At 66.9% G+C, this 12980-nt stretch carries 15 protein-coding genes; 9 read left to right on the top strand and 6 right to left on the bottom strand.

Annotated features, from left to right (window positions below):
• Positions 1 to 276 precede the first annotated feature (276 nt).
• Both K6L26_RS03425 and K6L26_RS03430 read right to left on the bottom strand, forming a co-directional pair.
• On the bottom strand, positions 277 to 648 hold the full coding sequence (locus tag K6L26_RS03425) for a hypothetical protein (protein WP_085980356.1): 372 nt from the start codon (positions 646 to 648) through the stop codon (positions 277 to 279).
• A 102-nt stretch (positions 649 to 750) separates the two neighbouring features.
• Positions 751 to 1107, bottom strand: a complete 357-nt coding sequence (locus tag K6L26_RS03430; protein ID WP_076211554.1) for a Fe-S protein — start codon at positions 1105 to 1107, stop codon at positions 751 to 753.
• Between the two features lie 64 nt (positions 1108 to 1171).
• On the opposite strand from K6L26_RS03430, the gene K6L26_RS03435 reads away from it, so the two are divergent.
• The gene (locus K6L26_RS03435; RefSeq protein WP_019344072.1) at positions 1172 to 1669 is read left to right on the top strand and encodes a metallophosphoesterase family protein; all 498 of its coding nucleotides are present in this window, start codon (positions 1172 to 1174) and stop codon (positions 1667 to 1669) included.
• On the opposite strand, the gene K6L26_RS03440 is transcribed toward K6L26_RS03435, so the two are convergent.
• A complete protein-coding gene (locus tag K6L26_RS03440) occupies positions 1666 to 2004 on the bottom strand; it encodes a winged helix-turn-helix transcriptional regulator (RefSeq protein WP_064896056.1) in 339 nt (112 codons plus the stop codon). The two genes, K6L26_RS03435 and K6L26_RS03440, sit on opposite strands and share 4 nt — an antisense overlap.
• 103 nt (positions 2005 to 2107) lie before the next feature.
• Between K6L26_RS03440 and K6L26_RS03445 the strand changes: the two genes are divergently transcribed.
• The 6 genes from K6L26_RS03445 to K6L26_RS03470 all read left to right on the top strand — a co-directional run bounded on the left by K6L26_RS03445 (position 2108) and on the right by K6L26_RS03470 (position 9217).
• On the top strand, positions 2108 to 2983 hold the full coding sequence (locus tag K6L26_RS03445) for an NAD(P)-dependent oxidoreductase (protein ID WP_076211553.1): 876 nt from the start codon (positions 2108 to 2110) through the stop codon (positions 2981 to 2983).
• Entirely contained in the window at positions 2980 to 3852 is an 873-nt protein-coding gene (locus K6L26_RS03450; protein ID WP_221852687.1) for an NAD(P)-dependent oxidoreductase, read from the top strand. Before K6L26_RS03445 ends, K6L26_RS03450 begins: the two co-directional genes overlap by 4 nt.
• 18 nt (positions 3853 to 3870) lie before the next feature.
• Entirely contained in the window at positions 3871 to 5748 is a 1878-nt protein-coding gene (locus K6L26_RS03455; RefSeq protein ID WP_221852688.1) for an alkyl/aryl-sulfatase, read from the top strand.
• 90 nt (positions 5749 to 5838) lie between these two features.
• Positions 5839 to 6978, top strand: coding sequence for a TIGR03364 family FAD-dependent oxidoreductase (locus K6L26_RS03460; RefSeq protein WP_036392659.1), 1140 nt, complete (start codon positions 5839 to 5841; stop codon positions 6976 to 6978).
• Between the two features lie 24 nt (positions 6979 to 7002).
• On the top strand, positions 7003 to 7701 hold the full coding sequence (locus K6L26_RS03465) for a phosphonatase-like hydrolase (RefSeq protein WP_036391100.1): 699 nt from the start codon (positions 7003 to 7005) through the stop codon (positions 7699 to 7701).
• 181 nt (positions 7702 to 7882) lie between these two features.
• Positions 7883 to 9217 carry an MFS transporter gene (locus K6L26_RS03470; RefSeq protein ID WP_036391102.1) on the top strand — a complete coding sequence of 445 codons (1335 nt, stop codon included), beginning with the start codon at positions 7883 to 7885 and terminating at the stop codon, positions 9215 to 9217.
• 51 nt (positions 9218 to 9268) lie between these two features.
• Here K6L26_RS03470 and K6L26_RS03475 read toward each other — a convergent pair whose 3' ends face one another.
• Both K6L26_RS03475 and K6L26_RS03480 read right to left on the bottom strand, forming a co-directional pair.
• Positions 9269 to 10009, bottom strand: a complete 741-nt coding sequence (locus K6L26_RS03475) for a GntR family transcriptional regulator (protein ID WP_036392662.1) — start codon at positions 10007 to 10009, stop codon at positions 9269 to 9271.
• A gap of 66 nt (positions 10010 to 10075) precedes the next feature.
• Positions 10076 to 10831: an SDR family NAD(P)-dependent oxidoreductase gene (locus tag K6L26_RS03480; RefSeq protein WP_064917895.1), complete on the bottom strand. Its 756-nt coding sequence runs from the start codon at positions 10829 to 10831 to the stop codon at positions 10076 to 10078.
• Positions 10832 to 10879: 48 nt separating this feature from the next.
• Between K6L26_RS03480 and K6L26_RS03485 the strand changes: the two genes are divergently transcribed.
• Both K6L26_RS03485 and K6L26_RS03490 read left to right on the top strand, forming a co-directional pair.
• Positions 10880 to 11488 (top strand): histidine phosphatase family protein, encoded by a 609-nt coding sequence (locus K6L26_RS03485; RefSeq protein WP_036391106.1) that lies wholly within the window; start codon positions 10880 to 10882, stop codon positions 11486 to 11488.
• 3 nt (positions 11489 to 11491) lie between these two features.
• A complete protein-coding gene (locus K6L26_RS03490; protein WP_036391108.1) occupies positions 11492 to 12529 on the top strand; it encodes a phosphotransferase family protein in 1038 nt (345 codons plus the stop codon).
• Between the two features lie 4 nt (positions 12530 to 12533).
• On the opposite strand, the gene K6L26_RS03495 is transcribed toward K6L26_RS03490, so the two are convergent.
• Positions 12534 to 12929, bottom strand: coding sequence for a LapA family protein (locus K6L26_RS03495; RefSeq protein ID WP_019347162.1), 396 nt, complete (start codon positions 12927 to 12929; stop codon positions 12534 to 12536).
• Positions 12930 to 12980: the final 51 nt, after the last annotated feature.

Here is a 12980-nt window from a genome sequence, read left to right on the forward strand (position 1 = left end):
CCGCACCGCCGCGCGCAACCGCGACAGAGAAAGCCCAGGTCACCGCTCCGGGGTACGAACCCGCGACCTGGGGCGATAGTCGAGCAGACTTCTACGGATCAGAAGGTTAGGGGTTCGAATCCCTTCGGGCGCACACAAGAAAAATCGAGGCGTGGTCTGCGGACCGCGCCTCGATTTTTTTCGTCGAGATCGACGCCAGGGCTGTGATTCTTGCGACGCAACGACCATGGCGTCGATCTCGACGCGTCGGCGCCGGCGGCCGACCCCAGGAGCCGCCTAATCGGAGCCGACGGCAGTGGCGATGTCGAGGGCCATCTCGCGCAGCACGTCGTCGGTGACGAACTGGCGGGCGGCCTGGCGGTCCAGCCGCAGCACGGAAACCAGAAGTTCGATGTGCCCGGCCACTTGGACCCGGGCCAGCTCCGGCGGCAGGTGCAGGCCGTGCAGATCGGCCAGGAATCCGCGCAGGACGGTGACGCGATCGTTCATCCACGGTGACCGGCCGGCCACCGCGGACGTCGAGGTTCTCAACTGGTGGGTTTGACGTTCCGAACCCGCGGGCCGCGTCCGTGCCCGCACGCGGGTATCACCGTGCGGTGAGTTGCATCCCGTGAATGCCGCCGTGCGCATGACCCTGGCCGTTGCCATGGCGTGTCTGTGACCCATCGTCCCCGTACCTGCCGACAAATGTTCTTTGCCAGTTAACTTTACGGGAACGTCTCAGGTTCAGCTCAGGTTCGCTGCCGGCGCTCAGTTCCAGAGGACCGCAATCGCGGAGGCGAGCAGGGGCAGGACTCCGGCCGCGATGAACAGCGGCATGACCGGCCGGCCGCCGGCGCGCCGCTGGCGTGCGGTGCCGATGCCCAGCACCGCACCGAGCGTCACAAGCAGGATCAGCTTGGTGCCCAGCTTGGGGTAGTTCAGGACGATGCCGGCCGGCCAGGGGGCGGCCAGGGCCAGGCCGGTGATGAGTGACAGCGTCATGCCGTAGGTCATCACCGGGGTGATCAGGAAGCGCCGGGCGGCCGCCTCTGCGATCCAGGAACCGACCATGACCGCGAAACCGATGAGATGCGCATAAACAACTACGTTGCGTAGTAGATCCATGGTCGGAGTGTATGCGGTGCGGGATCCCGGGCACACCGGTATCGGTCACGTAGGCTCGGCTGGCATGCGGCTGCTGCTCATCGCCGACACTCATGTACCCAAGCGCGCCAAGGACCTCCCGGCACAAGTGTGGGACGAGGTGGATCAAGCGGATGTCGTTGTCCACGCCGGTGATTGGGTGGATCCCGCGCTGCTCGACGCGCTCAGCTCACGTTCGGCGCATCTGGTCGGCTGCTGGGGCAACAACGACGGGGCCGAACTGCGCCGCCGGCTGCCCGAACGCGCCGACGTGACTCTGGACGGTTTGCGATTCACCGTCGTGCACGAGACCGGTGCGGCCACGGGCCGCGAGGCCCGGATGGCCCGGGACTACCCCGGAACCGACGTCCTGGTCTTCGGGCACAGCCACATTCCCTGGGATACCACCGCGAAAACTGGCCTGCGCCTGCTGAATCCGGGCTCTCCGACAGACCGTCGGCGCCAGCCGTACTGCACATACATGACGGCGCACATCACCGCTGGTGTGCTGTCCGACGTCAGTCTGCACACCGTGGACCGCTAGCTCGCCTCGCCCTCGCAGATCAGCGCGATGTGCTTGGTGGCCCAATCGCCCAGTGGTTCAAGGGCGTCGAGTAGCTCCCGGCCGGCGGGTGTCATGGAGTACTCCACTCGCGGCGGCACCTCGTGGTAGCTCTCCCGGTGCACCACGCCGTGACGCTGGAGTTCCTTGAGGTGCTGGGTCAGCATCTTCTGCGACACCCCCGGCAGGCTGCGGTGCAGCGCGTTGAAGCGCTTCGGCCCTTCTTGAAGCTCCCACAGGATCAACGGTTTCCATTTGCCGTCCACCACGGCGAACGCCGCATCGAGCCCGCAGGTGTACTTCCCCAGCTGTGCCATGACAGCATCCTCGCAGTTCATCGCCAATAGTTTCAAAAAAGTAAGTATCGCACTTTCAAGTGGGTACTTGTCGTCTGGTCAGTGTCTCTCCAACGATGGTGGCATGACTTCCACACGCCTGACGGTCAGTTTTCTCGGTCTCGGTGAGATGGGTTCCGAGCTGGCCCGGACCGCCATGAACGCGGGCCATGAGACCCTCGTCTGGAACCGCACCGCCGAGCGGGCCGCCGCACTCGTCGCGGAAGGCGCCACTGCGGCAGCCGATCCGGCGCAGGCCCTCGATGCCGACCTGATCGTCGTTTGCCTGTTCGATCAGGCTTCGGTGCACGAAGTTCTGGACTCGGTGGCCGACCAGCTGGCCGGGCGCCGCATGGTGAACCTGACCACGACATCACCGAACGGTGCGCGTGAGCTGGCCCGGTGGGCCGCCGGACACAGGGCCGACTATCTCGACGGCGGCATCATGGCCACGCCCGAGATGATCGCGACACCGCAATCGGCCATCCTCTACAGCGGTTCGGCCGCCGTGTTCGAGCAGTATCGCGAGCTCTTCGAACTGTGGGGCAGCACTGAGTACTTCGGCGACGATGCCGGCCTGGCCTCGCTGTACGACCTGGCGCTCCTGTCGGCGATGTACGTGATGTTCGCGGGCTTCGCGCACGGTGCCGCCATGGTGGGAGCCGCAGGGGTATCGGCGAAAGAGTTCGCCACCCGCACCGCCGCGTGGCTGCCGGCGCTCATGCCCGCCATCGCCGGATACGCCACCGTCATCGACGGTGGGGACTACTCGGTGCCCGGTCAGCAGAGCCTGTACTTCTCCGATCTCACCGACATCGTCAACGCCAGCCGGGACCAAGGAATCAGCACCGAGGTCGTCGACATGGTGCAACGGCTGATCCACCGGCAGATCGACGCGGGCCACGGCGACGACGGCTTCGCCCGCATCATCGAGAGCATCAAGAACGGGGCGGCAGCATGAGCATCACCGTGAGCGTGCTCGGTCTCGGACCGATGGGGCAGGCGCTGGCCGGGGCCCTGGTTGCGGCGAATCTCCGCACCACCGTGTGGAATCGGACAGCGGCCAAGGCCGACGGGTTGCTTGCCCGCGGTGCGTTGTGGGCCGACACGCCCGCACGGGCCGCTGCCGTCGCCGACCTCATCCTGGTCAACGTCGTCGATCAGGCGGCCGCGGACTCGGTGCTGGCCGCTGCAGGCGATGCGCTCGCGGGCCGGGTGATCGTGGGGCTGTCCTCAGACATCCCGGATTCGGCGCACCACACCGAGGACCTGGTGGTCGCCCGCGGCGGGCGGTATCTGGACGGAGCGATCATGACGCCGACCGACACCATCGGAACCCGCAATGCCAGCATCCTTCTCGCCGGGCCGCGGGACCTGTTCGACGCCCACCGCGACGTGCTCGAGGTGCTGGCGACCGTCAGCTGGGTCGGCTCGGATGTGGGTCGCGCCGCGGCGTTCGACATGGCGCTGCTCGATGTGTTCTGGACCTCGATCAGCGGGTTCGTCCATGCCGTGGCAATGGCCGGTGCGCACGGCATCGCACCCACCGAACTGCTGCCGCACGCGAACAACATCGCCGCGATCCTGCCGCCGATCTTCGGCGAGATCGCCGAGCGCGTCGAGGCCGATCGGCACGGCGACGCCAGTGCCTCGGTGTCCTCGGTGGCCGCCTCGGTACGACATCTGATCGCGGCCTCGGGGTCGGCGGGTTTGGATGCCGGGGCGCTGGAAGCATTCCGGGGCTATGTGGACGCCGCGGTCGACGCCGGGTACGGGGCCGACGAGATCAGCCGGATCGTTCCGGCAAGTGTGATCGTGCCGTCACCTTGAGATGGCAGGCTCGTCGGTATGGAGCAGAAGCCACCGGCCGCCGTCATCGAGACCGCCCACCGTGCGTACCTGGAGAACCTGCCGTTCGAGGACACCCGTGATTTCGAGGACACCGACCGCGGTTTCATCGCCGCGCTCGATCCGTGTGTGGTGAAGGCCGCCGACGGGACCGTGGTGTGGGACAACGATTCCTACGCCTTCTTGTCGGAGCAGGCCCCGACATCGGTGCATCCCAGCCTGTGGCGCCAGTCGCAACTGTGCGCCAAACAGGGCCTCTACGAGGTGGTCCCGGGCATCTATCAGGTTCGCGGGCTCGACATCTCCAACATCAGCTTCATCGAAGGCGACACCGGCGTCATCGTCATCGATCCGTTGCTCTCCACCGAGGTGGCCGCGGCGGCCTTCGGGCTGTACCGCGAGCACCGCGGAGACCGGCCCGTGGTGGCGGTCATCTACACGCACAGCCACGGTGACCACTTCGGCGGAGTCCTGGGCGTCACCTCACAGGCCGACGTCGACGCGGGCAAGGTGGCGGTGCTGGCGCCCGAGGGTTTCGTCGAACACGCGGTGCAGGAGAACGTCTATGCCGGCACCGCGATGACCAGGCGGGCGACCTATCAGTACGGCGGGCGGCTGGATCGTGGGCCGCAGGGACAGGTCGGGTGCGGGCTGGGGCAGAGCACCTCCACCGGTGAGGTGGCGATGATCGTGCCCACCATCGATATCCGCCGCACCGGTGAGACCCACACCATCGACGGTGTCGAGATCGAGTTCCAGATGGCGCCGGGTACCGAAGCCCCTGCCGAGATGCACTTCTACTTTCCCAAGTTCCGGGCGCTGTGCATGGCCGAGAACGCGACCCACAACCTTCACAACCTGCTGACCCTGCGCGGCGCGCTGGTGCGTGATCCGCACGGCTGGGCGGGCTATCTCACCGAGGCCATCGACACCTTCGCCGATCGCACCGACGTGGTCTTCGCCTCGCACCACTGGCCCACCTGGGGCCGCGAGCGGATCGTGGAATTCCTTTCCCTGCAACGGGATCTGTACGCCTATCTGCACGACCAGACGCTGCGCCAGCTGAACCAGGGCTACACCGGGGTCGAGATCGCCGAGCGGTTCCAGCTGCCGCCCGCGCTGGAGAAAGCCTGGCACGCCCACGGTTACTACGGCTCGGTCAACCACAACGTCAAGGCCATCTACCAGCGCTACATGGGTTGGTTCGACGGCAACCCGGCCCGGCTGTGGCCGCACCCGCCCGAAGCATTGTCACCTCGTTACGTCGCGGCGATGGGCGGCGCGGACCGGGTGGTCGAGCTGGCCCAGCAGGCGTTCGACGAAGGTGATTACCGCTGGGCTGCAACTCTTTTGGATCATGTCATGTTCACCGACGCCGAGCATGCCGCGGCCCGCGCGCTCTATGCGGACACACTCGAACAGTTGGCCTACGGCGCGGAGAACGCCACCTGGCGCAACTACTTCCTGTCTGGTGCCCTTGAGCTACGTGAGGGCAAATTCGGCACGGTAGGGCAGGTCACCGCTCCCACGATGCTGGCCCAATTGAGCCCCGAGCAGATGTTCGACGTGCTGGCGATCAGCCTCAACGGACCGCGGGCCTGGGACCTTGACCTGGCCATCGACGTCACGTTCCTCGACTCGGCGATCAACTACCGGCTGACCGTACGCAACGGGGTGCTGGTGTACCGCAAGGCCGACGCCGACGAGGCCAGTGCGAATGCCACTGTGACGCTGGCGAACAAGTTGCGGCTGCTGGCCGTCGCAGCGGGCGATACCTGTTCGCCGGGACTGGAGGTCGCCGGTGACGCTGATGCCTTGCCGTCACTGCTGGCGGCTATGGACCGGCCGGACCCCAACTTCAACATCGTCACGCCGTGAGGTGAACGGAGCGTTAACGTATATAGATAGGTTGTAAAAACCTCAAACTTGTATTGACAAGTGGTGGTGATGTGGACCACAGTGTTCCGCATGGGAATTCATCACAGCTATGACGTCGTGGTGGTCGGCGCGGGCATTGTCGGCCTGGCGCACGCCTACCACGCTCAGCAACGCGGGCTGAGCGTCGCCGTCGTCGATCACGCCGACGGCGTCGTCGGCGCCTCGGTCCAGAACTTCGGCCATGCCTGCATCACCGCCCAGTCCGGCGTCGCGCGGGACTACGGCCGCAACGGCCGCCGGCACTGGCTCGACCTGTCCCGCAAGGCCGGGTTCTGGTCGGCCGAGTCCGGCACGTACTGCGTCGCGCGCCACGACGACGAACTCGCGGTGATGGGCGAGTTCGCCGCCACGCGCGAGGACGGCGAGGTACGTCTGCTCAGCCGTGAGCAGATCCTCGAACAGATCCCGGTGGTGGCGTCCGGTGTCACCGGCGGTATGTACCTGCCGAACGACCTGCAGGTCGATCCGCGTACCGCCGCGCCGTCGATCGCTCGGTGGCTGGAATCCGAGGGTGTCGATTTCCATTGGCGCACGGCGGCATCCGGCTTCGAGCCGGGAGTGGTGCATACCTCACGCGGGCCGCTGCGTGCGGGCACGACGTTCGTCACGGTCAACTACGACGTCGACCGGCTGTTCCCCGACCTGGCCGAACGCGACGGCCTGCTGCGGTGCCGGCTGCACATGCTGCGGGCCCGGCTGCCGCTGGCCTTCGCGCTGCCCGCTCCGCTGTTCACCGGCTGGTCCCTGCTGAGGTACTCGGGATTCGAGGGGCTGCCGAGCACAGCTGCGGTCGCCGCCCGCTTGCATGCCGAACACCCCGATTACGTCGCGATCGACCTGCACCAGATGTACACCCCGCAGCCCGACGGTTCACTGCTGATCGGCGACACCCACTACCGGGACATCTCCGCCCCGCCGTTCCAGTCCGAAGAGGGTTTCGCGGTGCTGCTCGACGAGGCCCGGAAATTGTTCGGGGTAAAGGACATCGAGATCAGCGAACGCTGGCAGGGCTTGTACACCTCAGCGCCCGGGCAGGAATTCCTGATCGAGCAGCCCATCGAGGGCACCCACGTCGTCACCGTCACCACGGGTATCGGCATGACCACCAGCATGGGCCTGGCCCACGCCAGTGTCGGCAACGCGCTGGACCAACTCGTCGCCACCGTCTAACGACCGAATTCGAAGGGAAAACCAATGGGCACCAAGACAACCGAGCCGATCAGCCTGATCGTGTTCGACATGGCCGGGACCACCGTCGAGGACAGCGGGCTGGTTCAGCAGTCCTTCCTCGCCGCGGACAGTCACGCCGGTCTGTCGAAGACCGACGCCGACCGGGAGGAGATGCTGCGCTACGTCTCCGACACCATGGGCCAGTCCAAGATCGTGGTGTTCCGGCACCTGGCCAAAGGCAATGAGGAGCAGGCGCAGGCCGCGAACAAGGAATTCGAAAGGTGCTACGCCCAGCTGGTCTCCGAGGGGAACTGCAGCCCCATCCCCGGAGCTGAGGATGTCATTGCTTCGCTGCGGTCCAGCGGCATCAAAACCGCGCTGACGACCGGATTCGCCAAAGAGACGCAGACGGCCATCATCGAGGCGTTGGGCTGGCAGAACCTGGCCGACCTGGTGCTGTGCCCGGCACCGGGTATGCGTGGCAGGCCGTATCCGGACATGCCGCTGACCGCGCTGATGCAGACCCAAACCGACTCGGTGCGGTCGATGATCGTCGTGGGTGACACCTCCTCGGACGTCATCAGCGGGCTGCGCGCCGGTGCGCGGGCCTCGATCGGCGTGCTGACCGGTGCCCACAACCGGACCCAGCTGTCGGAGGCGGGCGCCACCCACATCCTCGACAGCGTCGCCGATCTCCCCGCCTTGGTGGCCGCCCTCCGATAGTTCGCCACCCCTGTACCGCTCTGCGGCGGTCGGTCGTAGGCCGTGCCTCCCGACCGCCGCAGCTCCTCTGCACCCGTTCTCGTCCGAGAAACCTGCCTTGACGTTCGGCCACATTCGCTCGGCTATCTGCCCCGGCCCGTCAGAACACCGCCTGCAGCACGCCCACCAGAGGTGCACTCTCATGACTCAAACCGCTATTCCCGTCACTTCCACAACAATTCCGCGCTACCGGCGATGGCGCTTCCAGATCTTCGCCGTCACCTGGATCGCCTATGCCGGTTTCTATTTCACCCGTCAGGCCTTCTCGGTTGCCAAGCTCGGCATCCTCGAAGACCCGATCCTGAGCACCCACCTGACCAAGAGCACCCTGGCCAATCTCGATGCCGCCTATCTGGCGGCCTATGCGGTGGGACAGTTCGTCTGGGGCCAGGTCTCCGACCGGTTCGGCCCACGGGTGGTCATTCTCGGCGGCCTGGCGATATCGGCGGTCGCCACCGTGTTCATGGGGCTGCTGCCCGCGCTCGTGTTCCTGCTGCCGCTGATGATCGTGCAGGGTCTGGCCCAGTCCACCGGCTGGTCCCCGACGTTGAGCAACATGGCCCAGTTCTTCTCGATTGGTGAGCGGGGCCGCGTCCTCGGATTGTGGAGCACCAACTACGCATTCGGTGGTCTGGTGGCCGCGCCGATCCTGGGCTGGGCCGCCTACGACGTGTTCGGTTCGTGGCGGGCGGCGTTCTTCACCGGCGCGGCCATCGTGGTCGGGGTGTTCGTGCTCGTGCTGCTCTTCCAGCGCAACCGGCCGCAGGATGTGGGGTTGCCGCCCATCGAGGAGTACCGGGCGGCCCAGGATGCCCGCGAAGGCGTCGAGCTCGACGAGTCGCCCGAGGCTGAGGCGGTTGCCGAGCCGAAACCGTCCTGGCGGGAATCGCTGAAGGTGGTACTGGGCGACAGCATGGTGAGAACCCTTGGCGCGTCGTACTTCCTGCTCAAGCCGGCGCGGTACGCGATCCTGTTGTGGGGCCCGGTGATCGTCGCCGAGCGGCTGGCCGACGGCGACAAGTTCCAGGCCGTGACCATCCCGGTGGCGTTCGGGATCGCGGGTGTCCTCGCCCCGATCCTGCTCGGCCGGATCTCTGACCGGGTGTTCAGCGCGCGACGGGTACCCGCCTGTGTGATCAGTCTCGGAATCTTGGTGGCGGTGCTGGCGCTGTTCGGCCCGCTCACCGCGACCGGCAACGCCTGGGTCATGGTGGTGGTGCTCGGCCTGATCGGACTGAGCGTCTACGGCGCCGACGCGATGATCTCCTGTGTCGCCGCGGTGGATTTCGGAACATCCAAGCATGCCGGTACGGCGGCCGGCTTCATCAACTGCTGCGGTTCGGTGGGCGCGATCCTCGGTGGTTTGTTGCCCGGCTATCTGAACACGTCCACGTTGTTCTACGGATTCGCCGGTGCGGCACTGCTTTCCATGCTGCTGCTGATCCCGCACTGGAACCGGATGCCCGCCGCCGACTGACTCCCGCGAGCAGACAAAGAACTGTCCCTTTTCGTGCGAAGAGGGACAGTTCTATGTCTGTTCGGCGGAGGAGAACTTGGTGCGGGCGTTGACGATGCTGAACGTCACCACGTCGGGCCGGTAGCGGTCGTCGGCGCACTCGAACACCACACCGTGCTGATCGCGCGAGACCCGACGTTCCCGCAACAACGGGCTGCCCGGTGCGATACCGAGATTCGCCGCGTCGTCCGGGCCGGCGGCCACCGCGTCGAGCACGTGTTCCATCGAGTCGAAGTACACACCGCGGCTGGCCAGGTAGTCGGTCATCGAGCCGGAGTCGGTGTCGAACTCGAACAGCAGGGAGCCCACGGATTCGATGAAGGTGCTGCGCTCGATCATCGCCGGCTCGCCGTCGAGCAGGCGCACGCGCAGCACCTCGACAACGAAGTCGTCCGCCGTCAAACCCAGTGCCTCCATGGCGGTCTCGGAGGCGCGGCGGCGCGCCACCTCGATGGTGCGGTTACCGGCGATGCGTCCGACGCGCTCGGCCCACTGGGTGAACGGCGTGAAGGTGTCCAGGGTCTGCGTGGCGTCACGGCTGCGGACCACCGCGGGCTTGCCACGTGAGACGCGGATCAGGCCCTCGTTCTTCAGCGTGGCCAGGGCCTGCCGGACCGGGCCCCGGGACACGTCGAACTCCGCGCACAGGGCGCTCTCGGTGGGCAGCGGCTGCCCGATGGCGTAGTCCCCCCGCGTGATGCGCTGACGCAACTCGGCGGCGACGTGCTCGTGGCGCGAACGGGGCCCCGCCATCCGCATCACCTTCCGGTCAGGTTGTCATGACAAGTTTGCTACCCGGGCTACATTACCGTGCCGGGCTCAGGGCAGGCCGCCGTCCACCCGCAGGATCGAACCGGTGGTGAAGCTGGACGCGTCCGACATCAGAAACAGTGCGGCGCCGACAATCTCGGGTGGGTTGCCGGCCCGCCGCAAGGCCAGGTGGCCGAACGGATTGCCTGCCATGTCCCAGGCCTTGCTGACATCGGTGAGAAACGGTCCGGCCATCAAGGTGTTGACCCGCACGGTCGGCCCGAACGCTTTGGCCAACCCCTCTGTCAGAGCGTTCAGGCCGGCCTTGGCCGCGGCGTAGGGCAGCATGTACTGGTCGGGCCGCAGCGATCCCGATGAGCTGACGTTGATGATCGCGCCACCACCGTCTGCCACCATCCGCTCACCGAGCAGGGCCGAAAGTCGGAACGGCCCTTTGAGATTCAGGTTGAAGACAGAGTCGTAGAGCTTCTCGGTGACCGAGCCCAGCGATTCGTACAGCGGCGACATGCCGGCGTTGTTGACCAGCACGTCGACCTTGCCGAACCGCTCATAGGCCGCGTCGACCAGCCCGTCGAGCTGATCCCACCGGCCCACGTGCACCTGATACGGCATGGCAGCGCGACCGGTGGCCGCGCTGATCTCCTCGGCGGTGGCCGCGCAGGACTCCAGGTTGCGGCTGGCGATCACCACGTCGGCGCCGCACCGCGCCGCGCCGAAGGCGATCTCGCGGCCTAGCCCGCGGCTGCCACCGGTGACCAGCACCACCTTGTCGGTGAGGTCGAACAGTTCGTCGGCATAGCCCATGTCGCAGCCCTCTCCGGCCGTCGGTCACCGCCGCCCTATGGTGGCACGGTGCAACTGCTTCTCGTCCGACATGCTCTACCGCTCCGCAGCGAGCCCGGTCAAGGGTCTGACCCAGACCTGTCCGCTGACGGCATCGCCCAGGCGCAGCGCCTGCCCGACGCGCTGGCCCGGTTTCCGGTCAGCCGACTGATCAGCAGCCCGCAGCGCCGCGCGGTCCAGACCGCGGAGCCACTCGCCAAGGAGCTGGGCCTGCAGATCGAGGTCGACGAGCGACTCGCCGAATACGACCGCGACATGTCGCACTACGTGCCGATCGAGGACATCGCGAAGGAGAACCCCGAGGAGCTGGCCCGGCTGGCCTCCGGGCACCTGCCCAGCAGCGTGGACGAGAACGCGTTTCTGGCGCGGACCAGTGCCGCGGTCGAGGACTTGGTGACCACCGGCGAACACGACGAGACCGTGGCGGTGTTCAGCCACGGTGGCGTGATCAACGTGCTGCTGCACCAGATCCTGGGCACTGAGCGGCTGCTGTCCTTCCATGTCGATTACGCCTCGGTCACCCGGCTGCTGTCGTCGCGGTCGGGCAAGCTGGCCGTCGCCTCGGTCAACGGCACCGAACACGTATGGGATCTGCTGCCGCGAAATGTGCGGTGGTAGACAATGACGGTGACGAATCTGGAGGGCCTCGACCTCGCCGCCCTGGACCGGCACCTGCGTTCGGAGGGCATCGCCCGCAGCGGTGAGCTCCGCGCCGAACTGATCGCCGGTGGCCGTTCCAACCTGACCTTCCGGGTGTGCGACGACGCATCCGCCTGGGTGTTGCGCCGTCCGCCGCTGCACGGGCTCACCCCGTCCGCGCACGATATGGCCCGCGAGTACAAGGTGGTGGCGGCGCTGGCCGGCACCCCGGTGCCCGTGGCCCGCGCGGTGACCATGAGCAACGACGACTCGGTACTGGGTGCACCGTTCCAGATGGTCGAGAACGTCGACGGCCGGGTGGTCCGCAGCGCTTCGGAACTTGAAGCGCTCGCCGCGACGGGCGGCCCTGGTGCCATCAGCGACAGCGTCGACGCCCTGATCCGGGTGCTGGCCGATCTGCACGCAGTCGACCCCGAGGCGGTCGGTCTGGGTGATTTCGGCAAGCCGGCCGGCTATCTGGAGCGCCAGGTGCGCCGGTGGGGTTCGCAGTGGGACCTGGTCCGGCTGCCCGACGACCCCCGCGACGACGACGTCAAGCGCCTGCATCAGGCGCTGGCCGATTCGGTGCCTGCGCAGAGCCGCAACTCGATCGTCCACGGCGATTACCGCATCGACAACACCATCCTGGACGCGCAGGACCCGACGAAGGTGCTCGCGGTGCTGGACTGGGAGCTCTCCACGCTGGGTGACCCGTTGAGCGATGCCGCACTGATGTGCGTCTACCGCGACCCGATGTTCAACCTGATCCTGAGCATGGAAGCGGCGTGGAGTTCACCGCAGATGCCGTCGGCCGACGAACTCGCCAACCGCTATTCGGTGCAGTCCGGCCAGGAACTCGCGCACTGGGACTTCTACATGGCGCTGGCCTACTTCAAGGCCGCCATCATCGCCGCGGGTATCGACTTCCGGGCCCGCCAGGGATCCGACACGCCGGGCGGTACCAGCGTCGGTGCGGCGGTCGCCCCGGCGATCGCCTCGGGACTGCGCGCCATCGGCTGACGCGTCAGCGGCGCTGGGCGGCCTTGAAGTTCTTCTTGGCGTTGCGGCGCAGCTGGAAGATCCGGGCCGACCCGGCGGCGACGGTCAGCAGCCCGCCGGCCACCGCCGCGCCCAGGATGGCCACGCCCGTCGGCAATGACCAATGCCAGGCCAGGAACGACATCGGCACCGGATCGGTGTTCTGCGCGATGAAGATCAGCAGCACGATCAGCACCAGGAAACCCAGGATCAGCGCTGACCACAGTGCCCCGGCGCGGGTCAGCTTGGGCTCGCTGGCCTTGCCCGACTTGGCGGGCGGCTTGTCGGCATCGGGGGCTTTGCCTGGGTCGGGCGACGGGGTCACCGGCACGTTCGGCGTCGGCTCAGGCAGATCGGGCGATGCAGACGGATCGCTGGTCATACTGACATCTTTGCCCGTGAAGGCCGCAAAGCAAACCACCGTGGGGTAAAG

This window comes from Mycobacterium farcinogenes (assembly GCF_019739075.1).
GTDB classification, from domain to species: domain Bacteria; phylum Actinomycetota; class Actinomycetes; order Mycobacteriales; family Mycobacteriaceae; genus Mycobacterium; species Mycobacterium senegalense.

Excerpts from the sequence above, each read along its gene's own strand:
- K6L26_RS03490 (WP_036391108.1), top strand. The coding sequence starts at position 11,492 with ATGACGGTGACGAATCTGGAGGGCCTCGACCTCGCCGCCCTGGACCGG.
- K6L26_RS03430 (WP_076211554.1), bottom strand. The coding sequence starts at position 1,107 with ATGGATCTACTACGCAACGTAGTTGTTTATGCGCATCTCATCGGTTTC.
- K6L26_RS03465 (WP_036391100.1), top strand. The coding sequence starts at position 7,003 with ATGGGCACCAAGACAACCGAGCCGATCAGCCTGATCGTGTTCGACATG.
- K6L26_RS03495 (WP_019347162.1), bottom strand. The coding sequence starts at position 12,929 with ATGACCAGCGATCCGTCTGCATCGCCCGATCTGCCTGAGCCGACGCCG.
- K6L26_RS03475 (WP_036392662.1), bottom strand. The coding sequence starts at position 10,009 with ATGGCGGGGCCCCGTTCGCGCCACGAGCACGTCGCCGCCGAGTTGCGT.
- K6L26_RS03435 (WP_019344072.1), top strand. The coding sequence starts at position 1,172 with ATGCGGCTGCTGCTCATCGCCGACACTCATGTACCCAAGCGCGCCAAG.
- K6L26_RS03455 (WP_221852688.1), top strand. The coding sequence starts at position 3,871 with ATGGAGCAGAAGCCACCGGCCGCCGTCATCGAGACCGCCCACCGTGCG.
- K6L26_RS03450 (WP_221852687.1), top strand. The coding sequence starts at position 2,980 with ATGAGCATCACCGTGAGCGTGCTCGGTCTCGGACCGATGGGGCAGGCG.
- K6L26_RS03425 (WP_085980356.1), bottom strand. The coding sequence starts at position 648 with ATGGCAACGGCCAGGGTCATGCGCACGGCGGCATTCACGGGATGCAAC.
- K6L26_RS03460 (WP_036392659.1), top strand. The coding sequence starts at position 5,839 with ATGGGAATTCATCACAGCTATGACGTCGTGGTGGTCGGCGCGGGCATT.
- K6L26_RS03440 (WP_064896056.1), bottom strand. The coding sequence starts at position 2,004 with ATGGCACAGCTGGGGAAGTACACCTGCGGGCTCGATGCGGCGTTCGCC.
- K6L26_RS03445 (WP_076211553.1), top strand. The coding sequence starts at position 2,108 with ATGACTTCCACACGCCTGACGGTCAGTTTTCTCGGTCTCGGTGAGATG.
- K6L26_RS03470 (WP_036391102.1), top strand. The coding sequence starts at position 7,883 with ATGACTCAAACCGCTATTCCCGTCACTTCCACAACAATTCCGCGCTAC.
- K6L26_RS03480 (WP_064917895.1), bottom strand. The coding sequence starts at position 10,831 with ATGGGCTATGCCGACGAACTGTTCGACCTCACCGACAAGGTGGTGCTG.